This is a genomic window from Cupriavidus necator N-1 (assembly GCF_000219215.1).
Taxonomy (GTDB): Bacteria; Pseudomonadota; Gammaproteobacteria; order Burkholderiales; family Burkholderiaceae; genus Cupriavidus; species Cupriavidus necator.
The window spans coordinates 2,876,977-2,891,362 of the sequence record NC_015726.1; the positions used below are offsets into that span (position 1 = coordinate 2,876,977).

General features: G+C 63.9%; 17 protein-coding genes. All 17 read right to left on the minus strand.

The features are described 5' to 3' along the window. Nucleotides 1-38 precede the first annotated feature (38 nt). The 17 genes from CNE_RS13525 to CNE_RS13605 all read right to left on the minus strand — a co-directional run bounded on the left by CNE_RS13525 (nucleotide 39) and on the right by CNE_RS13605 (nucleotide 14,381). Complete coding sequence (locus CNE_RS13525; protein WP_013957664.1) at nucleotides 39-530, minus strand: JAB domain-containing protein; 492 nt, start codon at nucleotides 528-530, stop codon at nucleotides 39-41. 193 nt (nucleotides 531-723) lie between these two features. Further along, complete coding sequence (locus CNE_RS13530) at nucleotides 724-1,482, minus strand: DsbA family protein (protein ID WP_013957665.1); 759 nt, start codon at nucleotides 1,480-1,482, stop codon at nucleotides 724-726. A 10-nt stretch (nucleotides 1,483-1,492) separates the two neighbouring features. Then, a complete protein-coding gene (locus CNE_RS13535; RefSeq protein ID WP_013957666.1) occupies nucleotides 1,493-4,378 on the minus strand; it encodes a conjugative transfer ATPase in 2,886 nt (961 codons plus the stop codon). After that, nucleotides 4,378-4,812 carry a TIGR03751 family conjugal transfer lipoprotein gene (locus CNE_RS13540; protein ID WP_013957667.1) on the minus strand — a complete coding sequence of 145 codons (435 nt, stop codon included), beginning with the start codon at nucleotides 4,810-4,812 and terminating at the stop codon, nucleotides 4,378-4,380. Before CNE_RS13540 ends, CNE_RS13535 begins: the two co-directional genes overlap by 1 nt. Further along, on the minus strand, nucleotides 4,793-6,259 hold the full coding sequence (locus CNE_RS13545; protein WP_013957668.1) for a TIGR03752 family integrating conjugative element protein: 1,467 nt from the start codon (nucleotides 6,257-6,259) through the stop codon (nucleotides 4,793-4,795). Before CNE_RS13545 ends, CNE_RS13540 begins: the two co-directional genes overlap by 20 nt. Beyond that, entirely contained in the window at nucleotides 6,249-7,169 is a 921-nt protein-coding gene (locus tag CNE_RS13550; RefSeq protein ID WP_013957669.1) for a TIGR03749 family integrating conjugative element protein, read from the minus strand. The genes CNE_RS13545 and CNE_RS13550 overlap by 11 nt, the downstream gene beginning before the upstream one ends. Further along, nucleotides 7,166-7,855 carry a PFL_4703 family integrating conjugative element protein gene (locus tag CNE_RS13555; RefSeq protein WP_013957670.1) on the minus strand — a complete coding sequence of 230 codons (690 nt, stop codon included), beginning with the start codon at nucleotides 7,853-7,855 and terminating at the stop codon, nucleotides 7,166-7,168. The genes CNE_RS13550 and CNE_RS13555 overlap by 4 nt, the downstream gene beginning before the upstream one ends. After that, nucleotides 7,852-8,301, minus strand: a complete 450-nt coding sequence (locus CNE_RS13560) for a TIGR03750 family conjugal transfer protein (RefSeq protein ID WP_013957671.1) — start codon at nucleotides 8,299-8,301, stop codon at nucleotides 7,852-7,854. Before CNE_RS13560 ends, CNE_RS13555 begins: the two co-directional genes overlap by 4 nt. A gap of 12 nt (nucleotides 8,302-8,313) precedes the next feature. Next, complete coding sequence (locus tag CNE_RS13565) at nucleotides 8,314-8,679, minus strand: TIGR03745 family integrating conjugative element membrane protein (protein WP_013957672.1); 366 nt, start codon at nucleotides 8,677-8,679, stop codon at nucleotides 8,314-8,316. Nucleotides 8,680-8,702: 23 nt separating this feature from the next. Then, nucleotides 8,703-8,942, minus strand: coding sequence for a TIGR03758 family integrating conjugative element protein (locus CNE_RS13570; protein WP_013957673.1), 240 nt, complete (start codon nucleotides 8,940-8,942; stop codon nucleotides 8,703-8,705). Further along, complete coding sequence (locus CNE_RS13575) at nucleotides 8,939-9,250, minus strand: integrative conjugative element protein, RAQPRD family (protein WP_455423812.1); 312 nt, start codon at nucleotides 9,248-9,250, stop codon at nucleotides 8,939-8,941. The genes CNE_RS13570 and CNE_RS13575 overlap by 4 nt, the downstream gene beginning before the upstream one ends. A gap of 80 nt (nucleotides 9,251-9,330) precedes the next feature. After that, nucleotides 9,331-9,474 (minus strand): hypothetical protein, encoded by a 144-nt coding sequence (locus CNE_RS41535; RefSeq protein ID WP_013957675.1) that lies wholly within the window; start codon nucleotides 9,472-9,474, stop codon nucleotides 9,331-9,333. 144 nt (nucleotides 9,475-9,618) lie between these two features. Continuing rightward, on the minus strand, nucleotides 9,619-10,368 hold the full coding sequence (locus CNE_RS13585) for a TIGR03747 family integrating conjugative element membrane protein (protein ID WP_013957676.1): 750 nt from the start codon (nucleotides 10,366-10,368) through the stop codon (nucleotides 9,619-9,621). After that, nucleotides 10,365-12,536, minus strand: a complete 2,172-nt coding sequence (gene traD / locus CNE_RS13590) for a type IV conjugative transfer system coupling protein TraD (protein ID WP_013957677.1) — start codon at nucleotides 12,534-12,536, stop codon at nucleotides 10,365-10,367. Before traD ends, CNE_RS13585 begins: the two co-directional genes overlap by 4 nt. Nucleotides 12,537-12,551: 15 nt before the next feature. Beyond that, nucleotides 12,552-13,088 carry an integrating conjugative element protein gene (locus CNE_RS13595; RefSeq protein WP_013957678.1) on the minus strand — a complete coding sequence of 179 codons (537 nt, stop codon included), beginning with the start codon at nucleotides 13,086-13,088 and terminating at the stop codon, nucleotides 12,552-12,554. A gap of 7 nt (nucleotides 13,089-13,095) precedes the next feature. Continuing rightward, the gene (locus CNE_RS13600; protein ID WP_013957679.1) at nucleotides 13,096-13,671 is read right to left on the minus strand and encodes a transglycosylase SLT domain-containing protein; all 576 of its coding nucleotides are present in this window, start codon (nucleotides 13,669-13,671) and stop codon (nucleotides 13,096-13,098) included. After that, the gene (locus CNE_RS13605) at nucleotides 13,656-14,381 is read right to left on the minus strand and encodes a TIGR03759 family integrating conjugative element protein (RefSeq protein WP_013957680.1); all 726 of its coding nucleotides are present in this window, start codon (nucleotides 14,379-14,381) and stop codon (nucleotides 13,656-13,658) included. The genes CNE_RS13600 and CNE_RS13605 overlap by 16 nt, the downstream gene beginning before the upstream one ends. Nucleotides 14,382-14,386 lie beyond the last annotated feature (5 nt).

The window sequence follows — 14,386 nt, forward strand, 5'->3', positions numbered from 1 at the left end:
GGTGGAATATGCGCGTCCGGAACGTCGCCGTGACCGGGTTACAGCAGCCCCGATTCGGCGAACGAGTACGGTGTGCCCTTGCCGATGATGACGTGCTCCAGCAGACGAACATCCACCAGCGCCAAGGCGACGCTGAGTTGGTCCGTGAGCACTCGATCGGCCATCGACGGCTTGGTTATCCCGGACGGATGTTGATGCGCAAGGATGAGCGCCGATGCGTTGAGGGCCAAGGCGCGCTGAACAACGACTCGTGGATACACCGCGACCTCGCTACGCGAGCCCTTGAACAGCGGCTCGTAGGCGAGTACCCGGTCCTGAGCGTCGAGGAACACCGCTGCAAACACCTCGTTGGGCTCCGCAACCAGTTTGAGGCGCAGGAAGTCGCACACGGCCGCGAGACCGTTCAGCACCGGACCAGACTTGAAGACACGCTTCTCCAGCACGGTGATGGCCTGCTGGATGATCCAATCCTCGTGCTGCGCGGCAAGCAGAGCGAGCGACTGCGGGGTGGAATCAGACACGAAAGACATTGCAAACCTCCAATGGTTAAAGTCGGAGGCGCATGCCCCGGGAGGGCAAAACCCTCCAATGGATGACGGCATGAGGCATCGGACAAACAGGCATCCACCACCGCGGTGGCGATGGCTGTTCGCGCCAGGGATGCGATGCGAACGGGGTTTCGATCAACGCGGTCGCGCCGCGCCGTAGCCTTGAAGATCGAGGCTACCTGGGCATGTCGCCGACGATTGCGGCGGGCATATCTGTAGTACTGTACGGATCGGCAGCGGTGTGGCCGCCAGCGGCAAGCAAATCGAGCGCCGAAAGCAAGGCATCGCCCTCGACTGGCCCGTGCAGCAGCAGCGTCTTACCCGTCTCACGGTCCAGTAGAAGCAGGGCCGGCGTGGCCGTGACACCGTTCTTGGCCGCCTCCTCGGCTTGGGCGCGAATGACTGCATTGGGCCGCTCGGACGCCAAGCACTGCTGCGTGGCAGGCGACAGGTCGGGATAGCGCAGTTCCTCCGGCAGGCCCTGGCCATTACCGCGGGTATGGGTATAGACCCATTCCACCGCCTGCCAAAACGCAGCATCGCCGCCGGCAGCACCGACGCATTCGACGAGGCGGGCTTCGGCGGATGCGGCCGGCTCGTGCATCGCGAGCGGCAGATGGTGCCATTGCAAGGCTACGTCTGGGTGTTCATCGATCCAGCGCTTGAGAACTGGGAAGTAGGCTCGGCAGAACTGGCATTCCAGGTCGGCATACTCGATCACCGTGAAGCGCGCGTCAGAACGGCCGCGGCGCCAAGGCGGTACGGGTACTGTCGTGCCCCCAGTCTTCGCCTCGGCATGGGGCTCAACCTGAACAGTAGCAGGCGCCATGGCCTGCGGACGCAGTACCAGCCAGGCGCCTCCGCCTATCAGCGAGGCGGCCACCAGCAGTACGGCAAAAAGGGGCCGGGATTGGGTAGCGCCGGAACGTTTCATCATGCGCTCCTTACGGCGTCAATCCATCGAGCGGAAGCGATGCGATGCCGCGGGCGCAGTCGATCCTCTGAGCGATCTTCAATGCAGCATCCAGTTCGCCAATGCCGTACTGCTGCATCAACTGGAAGCGCTCGGCTTTCTCCTCCGGTTCCGTCTGAGCCAGGGCCAAGTAGAGGCTGGGTGGGACAGCACGAAACAACACTTCCATCGATTTGGAGAGGATCACGCCCTCACTATACTTGCCCGTCTCCTTGCGTGCCGACGCCATCAGCGCCTTCTGTGCCGGGCTCAGCTCGCGGAAGCGTGCGATTTTCTCTACCTCATCCGGCGGCATCGACAGGCAAATCCACCACTCAATCATGTTGAGCATTGGTTCGGCCGCCTTGGGCAAATCATCAAGGTTCTGAGTCGCAAGCCAGTACCAGGCGCCGAGCTTGCGCCACATCTTGGTGATCTTGACGACGTAGGGCGCAAGCAGCGGGTTCTTGGTGATAATGTGCCCCTCATCGGTCACGTTGATAATCGGCCGCCCGAGAAACTGGTCGCGCTCGGCGATGTTGTTCACCGTGTTGATGAGGCTGATGTAAGCGATGGAGAGCTGGGCGTTGTAGCCCTCGCGCGCGAAGGTCGCCAGATCTACGACGGTGATGTCGGCTTCGGGCCAAGGCGTACCGGGCCGATCGAACATTTCGCCATCCACGCCCTGGCAGAACATGTCCATTGCGTCGGCCATTTCCGCCAGTCGGGCGCGACGGATCTCCGGCAGTGTCGAATCGTGAGCGCGCCCGCGCAGTGCGTCGCGCACATCGCGCGTGAGTACCATTCGCTTATCGGCCACACAACGCTGAGCCGCGTCGAGGATGCACTGACGAATGAGGCTGCGGTCTGCTCGCGTCATCCGCGTCTCTTCCTTGTCTTCGCCGCCGGTGATCATCAGCCGCGCCGTGATCTCCAGCTCACCGAGCACATCGCGCTGCTCCTCAGCGTCTGCGACCCGCGTTGTCTCGGCGCGGTCCTCATCCAGGTCATCGGCATCCAGCGTTTGCACTTCACCAGGCTTATCTACCAGGCGCCAGGCGTCGGCGAAAGGGGCCAAGCTCACGCCAGCGCCGGGAGCGAGCTTGACACGGTGGACCGACAGGCCCAGGCGCGAGGCAAAGTCGCCGAAAAGACCGAAGCTATTGCCCGCCTCGACGATAAACAGGCGCGGCCGGTAGATCGCCGTGATCTGATTCAGAATGTTGTTGAGCGTGGCGCTCTTGCCCGAGCCGGTGGGACCGAAAAGAAACAGATGCGCGTTCATCTGCCTGTCCAGCCGGTTAAGCGGATCGAAGGTGATCGGCCCGCCGCCACGGTTGAAAAAGGTGATGCCCGGATGCCCCGTGCCCTGGCTGCGGCCCCACACCGGCGCCAAGTTCGCGGCGTGCTGCGCGAACATGAGCTGGGTGTACCACTGCCGCTTGTCCAGGGCCGGGTCGAAGACGCAGGGCAACCAGCGCAGGTAGCTGTTGAGCGGCGCCACCTCGTCTTCCTCGCGCACCAACTGTAGACCAGCGTTGAGCATGACGTTGACCAGTTGCAGGCCGCGGGCGTCGAGCTGCTGCAGGTCGCGCCCCCGCAGGTAGAAGACCAGCGCGCCGCGGTAGAGCTTGTGCGCGCTGCCAATCATGCTGCGCGCCTGCTGCACGTCCTGGCGAGTCTGCTCCGAAGCTAGTGTCTCGCCCACCGATTTCTTGCTCAGGTGGTTCAGGTGCGCCTCTAGCACGTCCTGAGGCGTAGCGACCAGGGTAAGACACATCACCGTATCTTCCGGCATCTGGTCGAATAGCGCATTGACTGCATCGCTTCCCTTGCGAGTCTCACCGGTTATGTGTCCCGTCGCCGGAGGCATGCGCAGGCGGTCCATCACAATGACCCGATGCGGCATCCCGTCGAAGAGCCAGACGCCGTTGGCCACGTCCGAGCACGGCTGCCCGAAGAACAAGCGCTGGGCAAAGTCGCCGCTAGCCAGTTCGATCTCGCCTGTTTCCCCCTCCTCGGGGTAGCGGGTCAGCGCGTAGAAGCGCTCGCAATCTTCAGCACTCGGCCCCAGCAGCGTCGGATGCGGGTTGAACCAGCGCAGCAGCCAGTCATGGATGTCGGCCGCATGCATGCGGCGGGCCTTCACGCCCGCATTGGCGAGCCCGCCCACGAGTCGATCACAGATCGTGCAGAGAGACTGCTCGGGCGACTGGCCGCGTCGGGAAACCGCTGTCGCGGGTGCGCGCCGGTAGACTACCATGCGCACGCGCCGGACCTGGCCGCGCCACGGCAAGCGTGTGACCATGGTGTCCTCAAACAGCCCGCCTGGCTTGGCGATCGCGCGCAGATGGTGCGCGAAGAAGCGCAGATAGAACTCGCTGAAGGCGATGCCCTGAGCACGTGGCCGGACGTAGTCTGCCAGCGTGCGCAGATAGCCGTCCCAATTCGCCTCGTCCTGAGCATAGAGCTGGACCACCCAGGGATGCTCTTCCAGTTCATCGAAGGAATCCTGCAGCGCGTTCTCCAGCGCGTCGCGCGCCTGCCACAGCCAGGCCAGTTCGCGCCCTTCAGTGCCGACAGGGGCCAACTCGAAGAAGGCCGCGACCGAATCGCCGTCCTCCAGCAGCATGCTCATCGATTCGGGAAGATATTCGACCCAGGGCAGCAGATCGGCGAAGGACGGGGCCACATCATAGAGCGCCTGGGCCTGCGCCTCGGTGGCCGGGTTGCGGCGGCCGGCGGCCAACGCGCTGCCGGGCTCGGTAATGCCATGCGCGGCCAGTAACGACACATGCCGGGTCCAGGCCTCGTCAGCCGGTTCACTGGCACCGGTTGCCCTTTCGGCCCGGCGCGTCCTAAAGAATGAGCGGATCATTAGTAATCCTCCAAACGTTCACCCGGCATCGCGTACTGCACCCGCTGGTAAAGCGGAAACACCGTGGTGTAGCCGGGCACCGGCACTGGATCGCTTCCGGACAGATGCGGGAAGACGTACATCACGAGGTCCGGGTTGGGCAGTCGGTGGAACTGGCGGTAGATCTCGTTGGCGGCGGTGCGGGTGTAGGCTGCATTGGCCGCGGGCATGCTCTTTACATCTGGCTCAGTCAGCGGCCGGCGCAAGCCCTGACGCACATCGATCAGTTGTCTCGCGGGCTGACCACCGCCCGCACTGCCGCCGGTCTCCTGTTGCCAGACATCGAGCATTGTGTGATCGCCTTGTGGTAGTAGCTTGTCCTTGCTGGTGGCACACCCTCCCAGCACCAAGGCTGCAATCAGCGTCGCGGCGGCTTCAGTCCAGATCTGACGCATGAGCTTCTCCGATGCGGTGATTGACCCGCCGCCCCTTGACGTCGTAGTCGATGTTAAGGGGCTGCTCCAGATGGACAGCGACTTTGGCCCCGGGCTGCACGTAGATTGCGGCAAAGGCCTGCCCGTAAAGCTTGTTGACCCAGTCGGCCATGTCGCGCACACCCCCGGCGAGAATGCGGCCCATGGCCTCGTTGCCTGAAATGCCGACCGTACCAAGCGAGCCGTTGCTGTTGGAGACCACGGCTACACTGCCGGTGTCCGACTTGATGAGCGAGGCCGCGCCTGCGCCGGCCGCGGTAATCAACGCCTGCGAACCGAGGTACTGTTGCGCGTTACTGCGACGCTCGCCGGAGACGCAGGGGACGCCGTGGGGATCGCTGATCCAGCCCAAGCTACCCCGCACCGCGCTGCCGTCCATGCCGGTGCTGCTAGCCTGGTCACCGGTGGCGCCCTGGCTGCGCGAACTCTTCTGCGGCACGTTTTGGATAGTTCCGTCTTGGAAAACGAACGTCACGCTGCGGACCTGGCCGCGCACGCATGAAAGTGTCCAGTCGCCCGAGGCGGTGCCGCTCACCACTGCACCGGCTACGTCGGGAATATCGATGCCGTTGGCGGTAAGGTTGTCCGGACCGATCAGCACCTTGAAGGGATACGGGTCGTTGACCGTACCGTCGATCGGCACACGTCCGATCAACGCTGTCATGGCAATCGACCCAATGAGTGTCGAGTTGGACGGCACCGTGTAGATCGGCTTGGCGTAGGTCTCTGCGGCGCTGCTGACAGCCTCAGCGGCGGCGCTCGCAGTGTTTTCAGCCATATCCGTCAGAGTTCTCTGCGCGGGTCCGAAGCTGGTGGGCAGATTCGGGCCGCTACGTACATCGCCACTCTTGACAGGCGTTGCGTCATCTGGTTCCACCCAGTGCATGCCGCCACTCTTGCGCGCACCGCCCCTGTGCTTGCCATCGCCCTCCTCCAGGCCCAGCCCGATGGGCAGGTCGGGCTGCCCGCCCTCGCCGGAAAGCCCATCGAGGCGCCGCTGCAAGTCTTGTAACCGGTCCTGCGTCTGCTGACGATCGTTTGCGATCTGATCACGCTCCTGTTGCACGCGGCCGCGCTCGCCCTCCAATGCGGTCTGGATGCTTTGGTCAATCGCACTCTCACGGACACGCATGCGCTCGTTCTCGGCCTTCTGGTCCTTGTTGTCGTTGAGCGCTGCCTGTAGTTCGTTGCGCAGTTGCTTGACCTGGGCGACCAGCGTGGCAACGGTATCGCGCGGCGTATCGCCCTCGATACCCAAGGCTTTCATCTCTTCAGGCGAGAGCGGATTGGCACGATCGGGCCTGGCGGGCTCGGCACCATGATCATTTGAGAAGAGCCTGATGCCAGCGAAGACCATCAACAGCACCATCGGGATCAGCAACCACTTGAGGAGGGGATTACTTTTCATTATGGGGATCTCCTCCTTCGGCCTGGCCGGCCGCGGCCGCCACCGGCATGCTAGCGGTGGCGTCGAGGGTTGCCACCTTTGGCAGCAGCGACTCGGCCAGGCCATGGCCACGGGTAACAAGATAGACCACGGTGGTGTCGGTCGAAGCGCCAGCCGGCCCCAAGGTCGCATGTTGGAAGGTTGCCGCGACGAAATCGCCTTGCAGTGCGCGCGGGTCGAGTACCAAGCGCCGTGCGGACGTGTTAGTGAGCTTCACTGCCGTCACCCACTGGTCATCGAGCCGCCACGCGGCCAGCGCCTGCGCGCGCAACGGGAGCACAGGTAGCAATGTGTGTAGAGCCAGATCGCGGCGTAGATTCACGCGGCGGACGCCGGCCACCGGCTCCACCGTGCGCAGCGGTGCATAGAGGTTTTGTGCCGCATAGCGTGTCAGCACCGCAGGCACCGGGCTCGCGCGCCGCGTCGCCGCGCCTGCCGTCTCGCGCGGCTGGTGCTCGCTTGTGACGGTACCGGCCAGAGCGTTCGCCGGCGATGATGCCGCATCGCCCACGATGATGCGCACAGGCTCGAGCGCAGGCTGGCCTGCCTTGGCTGGCTCGGCAGCGATGTCGAGCAGGATCAGCGCCCCGGACTCCACGTCTTGCAGTTGCAGCCGCGAGGGCGGAATCGGCTCGCTCGCGCGCAGATAGATCGCGCCGCCGGCGCTCTGCACGCGCAGGTGCGATGCGATGTTCTCCGGCAGGCCGACGCGCACGTTACGATCGATGAAGATCACGCGCTCCTGACCGACCACTAGCGCCACAGCCAGGGGCAAACGTTGCCAGCGCAGGAGCTCCACAGCGTGGCTGATGGAGACTTGTGCCATGCCGAGCAGAAGGCCAGCCAAGGCCGAAAGGATACGCCGCTTCATGGCGCTTCTCCTTGCAGAGGGTTGACAGCGGCAGGTTGGGGGCCGGATACAGTTGCCGGCGCCGATTCAATGCGCTGCGGCGCCCTCGCATAGCAGTCCAGCGCCAGGCCGAAGGGGTTATGCTCTGGGTCCACATCCGAGCGAACGACCTTCAAGGCATAGCGCACCAGTGCGCGCTTGACCTGTTCGGAGCCGAGGTACTCGTCGGCACTTACCTCGAGCGTGACGATCCAATCCGCTGCTGACACGACTTGCACACGCGACGTGGGATCATCGCCGTAGCCTCGGCCGGGGATCTCATAGATTCCGCGCACCCGTTGGCGCAGTTCGCCGTTGTTTCGCCGCAATTCGTAGTCCTGTTGCAGGAAGGACTGGCACCCAGGCGTGAAGTAAGCGGACAGCGCCTTGAGATTGCGCGGGTAGTCCTCCTCGCCATTGGCCGGCCAGCGCTGGGTCTGCTGCCAGATGTAGAAGGTAAAGGCGTAGACGTTTTCCGGAGGCACGTCCCACCACTTTCGGGTGCTACCCGAACGCAGATCAGGGGGCACGTGGATGGTCAGGGTCTTCGGCGCGCTCCACCAGCCGAACCCCAGCACCAGGGCCAGGGCGAACAGCGCTGCCACGGCTAGGCGCAAGGTCTTGACATGCGCCTCGAGGTGCATGACCTCGTTCCTGAACCGGCTCATGCGGCGCCCCGACGAATGGATGTGGAAGGCCACTCGCGCCGTGTGGTCCACCAGCCAGAGTAAGCGATGATCTGCCGTCCGCCTACTTGAGCAGCCAGCGAGGGGTAGCGCAGCGCGAGCCGCCACTGGAGCTGGCGGTATAGCCAGGTGTCAGGCCGACCGCGCTTCTTCCGGCGCAGGAAGCCGCCACCCCCGAACACGCCGATCCCGATGCCAACGACGACCAGGGTCGGCACCATGGCAATACTCTGGGTCAGCCAGGCCGCCGCCAAGCCTGTCAGGAAGCCGGCCACACCGGACAAGCCGGCGCAGGCCCACAGCTCGTCGGCAGTCAATCCGCGTATCACCACCGGATGGCGGTTCAAGCGATGCGGCAGGAAGACGACGAGCCCATCATTGAGACCATCCTGCGCAGCCTGCCTCGGGTTCTGGGGGTAGCCGGTCATCGCTGCACACCCTCAGAGCACACCGGTGGCCTTGGTCATCAGCCAGATGCCAACGACCAACAGAATGGCGCCCACCGCCACCGTGAGGCCGAACTGGCCCCAGGTAGCGCGGCCGGTGTGGATCTCGGCATAACGCGTATAAGCGTGGTAGCAGACCCCGATGAACATCGAGGAAACCACAAGCAGCGCAATGAGCAGCACGATGTCGTAGCCGTAGTTCTGCAGCGTTTGGAGGATGCCTTTACCCGCGCCGCGCGATGGGTCTTCCATGGTCGGCAGGCCGGCAGCGAACGAGGCGATTGGCATGCCCGTAATGCATAGCGCAACGAGTGCGGTGGCAACACATGTGGCGCGATGGAAAATCGAACAGGTTTTCATAGCGATTCAAACTTTCGTGGTGGTCAGGACAGGAGAAAGAAGCTCAGCGTCAGGTACATCGCGACGAATCGTACGGCCACGCCGACGAACTGGCGCTCGGTTGTCCGGTTCTCGGCCCAACCGACATAGGCGGTACGCAGCGCCCAAACACCCCAGAGCAGCAGAACGGCGAAGACGAAGCCGAGGACAACGGTGGAGACGGTCGCAGGCGTGAAACCACTGTTGGCCTGGAAAGCGGCGACTTGATCAGCGGCAAGCGTCATGGCGATGACTCCTGCGGTTCATGGCTTCGTACGTAGTCGCCGGCGATGGGAACGGGATCGCGCGGCTGGGCACGCTCGGGGGCGAGGTAGTCCTGCACGCCTGCACGGACGCGCTCAAGGTCAGCATGCAGCCGGGCATAATCGAAGTGGTAGCGGGCACGTTCATCCATTGCGGTGTTGGCGGCGTGCGCTGCGATGCTGTCCGCCAGTTCAATCTGACGCGCCAAGGCGCCGAGTTGCTCACGCTCCATGGCGCCATTGGAAGCCATGGCCGCACGCAAACTTGAGAACGAAAGCAACAGGAGCAAGATGACTATCCGGCGTGACCACGCGCCAGTGCGTCGGCATGTTTGTTTCATGTTGCCATCCCCTGGTGAAGTGGATGGTGTCAATACTGCAGCGCGCCGCAGTCATGCGCCGTAGAGAAAGAGAATTTCTGCACAACCAGATTGATGGCGTCATGTTGCGCCAACGGCGGCATTTCAGCGCGCAAGCTTTTCCCTTCCCAGAAGCTGCTGAGCACATATGCCATGAGTGCGTAGAACCTACACGTCGGGATGACCGCCGCGGCCATGAGGGAAGAGGGTACAAAGTGCCAGCCCCCAAGCGTGGGGGCTAGTGCACGTTCCTTGCTGCGGGCAAGGCGCAGTCGGGCACGTTCACCTTCCAAAATCGCCTAGAGATACTTCTTGAACGTCGCGGCGGAGATGCATACGGCTACGCCCAGCATTGACGCGCTGGGCAACAGGATTAGCAGCGGATGAACGCTCACCGGCAGCGCCAGGTAAATGACCCACGGCAGAATGGCCAGCGGCATCAGGCTCGCCTTCGCTCGGTGGTAGACGAATCCCGATTCGCGGCCGGCTGCGAAGCTGCGCACGTCACGCCGAACTAGCCCATCCACCAGGCCAACGAAGGCGGCCATCAAAAACAGCGGCAAGGTCAGCGTCAGCACCAGCAGCCGCACGAGAAACACGAGAGCAGTGTAGGCGGAGGCGATCAAGTAGCTCTCAACATGCACATAGACCACGCCAAGGTAGTAGCGCAAATCATGTGCCTGGCTGCGGACACCGGCGCTTGCCTGCGTAGCGGCATCGCGTATCACGTCGAGCAGCCCGCTTTTGACGAAAAGCCAGTCGTAGGCCAGCTCGACAAGATGCCGAGCGGTGCGGCCTGGTTCCTGCACCATCACGCCGCGCGTAAAGCTCTCCGATACCAGGGCCAACTCGTGATTGAGCATGCTCTGCGCGTGACGCCAGCCCTGTTGAGGCCAGAAGAAGTGCAACCCGATGCATTCGATCACGATGCACAAAAGCAGTGAGCCGCACAGCACACCAAAGATGCGGAACGGCAAGGTGATGACACTCGCGACCAGCCCCTGTTGGTAGACCTGCTGGCGCTGCGCTGCGACGACCGGATCGCTCATGTTTCGACGTCTTCGCCACCAGCCTCATTGGCCGCGGTAGTCTGCTGAGAGTTCGCTTGCAGATCGTCTGGAAACGCTTGTTTCTGCGAGACAGGAACGCCTTGACTCGCCCACCAGTCACCCGCCTCGCCATAGTGCTGCCGCATGTAGGCGGCGAGTTCCTGGAGATCCTTTGGCATGACCTCATCGGGGTCGGCGGCGGGGAGCGGCATGCGGATCTTCCATAGATTTCCGCCTTCGATCAGCGCGAAGCATTGCCCCTTGGGCAACGCGACCACGTGCGCGGGCTCGATCAACGGCACGCTGGTGCTGCTGATGCGATCCTGGGTGTTGGAGGTAAAGGCGGTGTTGCCGCTCGGGTCCGAGCTGTCGATCGCGCCGCTCGTCACCGTGGCGGCATACACCTCGACCTTCGGCAGTTGCCGCGTCAGCAGTTCGGCCGTGGCGGTCTCGCGCACGCGCAGCATAAACAGGTTATTGAAGTTGCCGATCAGCTGCCCGGCCTTGGCGCGGCTACCCATGCGCGCCTCGATGTCAGAAAGGGTCTGCGTGTAGGCTGTCACTTGGATCCCGGCGCCGCCGCCCTTGTTGACCATCGGTATGAATTCGTCCCCCATCAGTTCGTTGAACTCGTCGGCGTGGACGTTGATGGGCACCTTCACGCCGGTCGATGGGCCCGGCAGACCTTCCTCGATGCCAAATTTGTAGATGTGGCCGGCGACTGATACCAGGTCGCTAAACATTGAGTTGCCCACGGCGGCCGCGACTTCGGCGTCCGATAGCGCGTCCAGCCCGACGTAGACCACGGCGCGTTTGCGGATGATCTGCATCCAATCAAAGATGGGCCGCAGGTCGTTCAAGTCCGAGTAGTTCGGAGCGAGCAGTGGCGCAATCTTTCCGGTGGTCAGCTTCTCCAAGAGCGGCAGCAGGCTAGCAACGATCTTGTCGAAATAGGTGCGGTCGTAGCGCACGGCACTACGCAGGCCATCGAGCACGGGGTCATAGATGTGCACTTGCGAAAGGTATTGCTCCAGCGCCACGACCCGCTTCTCGCGGCCGATCATGTTGCGCGGCGTGTTCCTGTCGTTTAGCCGCGCCTCGAGCTGGACGATGACCTCCCAGGCTTTCGGCTCGCTCTTGGCGAAGAAGTGCTGGGCGTACTCGATGAATAACGTGTCGATATTGATGACGTGGCGCTGGATCAGCAGGTAGTCGGGACGCTGCCCCAGCTCGACCAGCGCGCGCGCGATGATGTTGACAAAGCGCCAGGCGAACTCGCGGAACGCTGCGCTGTTGCCCTCGGCCGAAAGCTGGCCCGCAATGCGCGTGGCAACCTCCGATATCCGGTCGAAACGGCCCACGGCGTTGTATCGTGCCGAGATGTCCGGCCAGCCCAGGTGGAAGGTGTAGAACTCCCCTTCCCTGCCGGCGCGCCTGGCCTCCACGTACATGCGCTTGAGCAGGTCGGCGTCCCCCTTCGGGTCGAAGACGATCACCACCTCGTGCTGGTCGCCCACCTTGCGGCGGATGTCCTGGGTGATGAACAGCTCGGCCAGGCGGGTCTTGCCCACGCGCGTGGTGCCCAGCACCAGCGTGTGGCCGACCCGCTCGCCCAACGGCAGCGTGACGTCGACCTCGTGCGGCTCGATGCCGTGCAGACGTGGCAGGCCGCCGACTGGCGGCAGCGGGCGCGCTGGATTGAGCCGACTGTCCCAGGCCAGAGCCTTCGCCAACCTGGACACAGGGAATGGCGCGAACTCCAGCCGCGCCTCAATCCTCCGCGCCGCTCGGTAGAGCGTTGTCGGTTCCACGTAGTGGCGGAACTCCGGCCGGTAGGTCTGCATAAGCCGCTGCGTATGGCGCTGGTCCCATCGAAAGCCACGGCCAACGAATAGCCGCTGTTGGCTGACGGGCACGTCCCGGCTGGTCATCACGTAGCGCGGTAGCCTGCGGATGTTGCGTCGGTAGCGGAGGATGGCCCAGACGTCCCGCAGCCGGATGGCGCCGAAGATGAGGAACGCAAGCGCGCTACCCAGGCCCAACAGAGGGCTCAGCGCGAGCGACCACGGTGCCGTCAGGCACAGCAGCGCGGCGCCCGCACAGGCCGCGACGGTGTACAGCTCCACCGCGGGGCGCAGCAGAACCTCGATGTTCCGGGACTTGGCCATAACCGGCGTCTCACATCACGGCTCAATGCCGGTGGAGGTGATCAGCACTGGATAGTGACGGATGCCCAGCCGCTGAGCCAGGTCGTCCCCGGAGACGGGCGACAGCATCAGGCCCGGCGCTAGGCGGCGCAGTGTGGCCAGTGCATCGGGCGACACCACGTTGACCACCAGTCCCACCGCGTGCAACGCTTTCAACGCTCCCCGGCGCTGCAGCAGCCAAGCGCGGGAGCGGTCATCGTCGCCGATCAGGAACAATGGTGTGATGGCCGGCGCGCGGATGACGCGCCGCGGCTCATTACCCGGCGACAGCCGTGTCGAGCGCACCGGCAGCATGACCGCCTCGGCTTCTCCCCGATCTCCGATGCGGGGTGTCTGCTTCGGTGCGGCCGGCCCTGGCGCCCCCTCACCCTCGGCATTCAGTGCCTGGTAATACGGCAGTGCCGGGGCCCCGCCGCGGTCCTCGACAACGATCAGGGGCTGGGCGGTCGATTTCGCCAAGGCGGTGGTGGCAATGAGCAGCCCCAGGGCGGAAGTACAGAGCATCCGATTCATGGCCAGGTCACTTGATAGCGGAAGGCGTTGTGCGCGGCCCCAGCACGCGAACGAGGTGCTGATGAACACTGCGGCGGTAACGAGCGGCCGGTGCGCCGCCGGCTGGACGGTGGTAGCGACCGATGGCGGCTAGCCAGTCCTCGCCCTCTTTGTACTGCTCCATGAGAATTTCCGCGACGATCGCGAGATTCCTGTAAGGGTCGAGGAGCTCGCAGGGATGACTGTAGCGATGCGCCTGGTAACCGAGATTGACCTGCCCGAGGCCGGCGTCGATCCGGTTGGCTGGGATGCGGGTGAGCGCTTGGCGCAAGCGCGCGCAGGTCTGAGCCCGCGTGGCATAACGCTCGCCCCTCCCCGCAACATTGAGTGTCCACGGCCAAGGAATCAACCGTCCACGCAGTCTGGTGCCGCTCTCCTGCAAGGCCACCGCGTACAGTACTGGCGACGGCACACCTGCGTGCTTCGCGGCAATCTGGTAGGCCGGCGGCGGCTCCTCTTGCGCGGGCGCAACTGATGCCCAGACGCAGGCGACTAGCAGGAGCGCGACACGCAACGCGGATTGCGGATTTACTGCCGCTGCCATCTGCCGTTCAGCTCACGTACCACGGCCGGCAGCTCGCCCGACACGCCGAGGGACAGCCAACGTCCGGCATCATGGTTGAGCGTGATCGTGCGTGCGCGGACTCGGGCCGGGTCGATGCCGGCCCGAGTCGCCCACTGGCGGATATAAGCATCGTCCAGGCGGCTGCCGACCATATAGACATCGAACTCCGTGCCCGCCGTCTGCAACTGGCGCACGCGCTGGTCGCACGGCGCGCAGTCAGCCCTGACGAAAACGGCCAGGCGACCAGAACCGCTGTTACCAGCGCTCAGTGTCTGTGCACCCGGGAGATTGACACGCTGCTGGCCCGGATAGAGGCGCTTCCAAGCCGCGTCGTAGGCCCTCTGGTAAGCGAGGGTTTTGTTCACGCGCCTTGCCTCAACCTGCACCTGCAGCTCGGCGTAGTGGTTACGCTCCTCGTCACTGCGTGCCTCGATGCCCAAGGTCGTGAGAGGATCGAGGTTGGGGGAATAAACGCCCAGCGGCCCTTGCATCAGTTGCCGGTATCGCGTCCATTCTTCAGGACGCAAGCCCCAATCCCTGGCCTGGCGCTCGTCGAGCGCGGCGTCAGTGCTTTTCATAAGCTGGCTCTGAGCTACGCGCGGGGTCACCAGCGGCGCTGTCTGTGCGTATGCACCGCGTAAGCCGACTACCAGGAACACGGCAAGGACGGCCACAGGTACTTGCGTCATAGTCC

Coding starts and splice junctions, on each gene's coding strand:
- CNE_RS13555 (WP_013957670.1), bottom strand. CDS start 7,855: ATGAGCCGGTTCAGGAACGAGGTCATGCACCTCGAGGCGCATGTCAAG.
- CNE_RS13605 (WP_013957680.1), bottom strand. CDS start 14,381: ATGACGCAAGTACCTGTGGCCGTCCTTGCCGTGTTCCTGGTAGTCGGC.
- CNE_RS13535 (WP_013957666.1), bottom strand. CDS start 4,378: ATGATCCGCTCATTCTTTAGGACGCGCCGGGCCGAAAGGGCAACCGGT.
- CNE_RS13525 (WP_013957664.1), bottom strand. CDS start 530: ATGTCTTTCGTGTCTGATTCCACCCCGCAGTCGCTCGCTCTGCTTGCC.
- CNE_RS41535 (WP_013957675.1), bottom strand. CDS start 9,474: ATGGCATATGTGCTCAGCAGCTTCTGGGAAGGGAAAAGCTTGCGCGCT.
- CNE_RS13565 (WP_013957672.1), bottom strand. CDS start 8,679: ATGAAAACCTGTTCGATTTTCCATCGCGCCACATGTGTTGCCACCGCA.
- CNE_RS13600 (WP_013957679.1), bottom strand. CDS start 13,671: ATGGCAGCGGCAGTAAATCCGCAATCCGCGTTGCGTGTCGCGCTCCTG.
- CNE_RS13545 (WP_013957668.1), bottom strand. CDS start 6,259: ATGAAAAGTAATCCCCTCCTCAAGTGGTTGCTGATCCCGATGGTGCTG.
- CNE_RS13570 (WP_013957673.1), bottom strand. CDS start 8,942: ATGACGCTTGCCGCTGATCAAGTCGCCGCTTTCCAGGCCAACAGTGGT.
- CNE_RS13530 (WP_013957665.1), bottom strand. CDS start 1,482: ATGAAACGTTCCGGCGCTACCCAATCCCGGCCCCTTTTTGCCGTACTG.
- traD (WP_013957677.1), bottom strand. CDS start 12,536: ATGGCCAAGTCCCGGAACATCGAGGTTCTGCTGCGCCCCGCGGTGGAG.
- CNE_RS13595 (WP_013957678.1), bottom strand. CDS start 13,088: ATGAATCGGATGCTCTGTACTTCCGCCCTGGGGCTGCTCATTGCCACC.
- CNE_RS13540 (WP_013957667.1), bottom strand. CDS start 4,812: ATGCGTCAGATCTGGACTGAAGCCGCCGCGACGCTGATTGCAGCCTTG.
- CNE_RS13585 (WP_013957676.1), bottom strand. CDS start 10,368: ATGAGCGATCCGGTCGTCGCAGCGCAGCGCCAGCAGGTCTACCAACAG.
- CNE_RS13560 (WP_013957671.1), bottom strand. CDS start 8,301: ATGACCGGCTACCCCCAGAACCCGAGGCAGGCTGCGCAGGATGGTCTC.
- CNE_RS13550 (WP_013957669.1), bottom strand. CDS start 7,169: ATGAAGCGGCGTATCCTTTCGGCCTTGGCTGGCCTTCTGCTCGGCATG.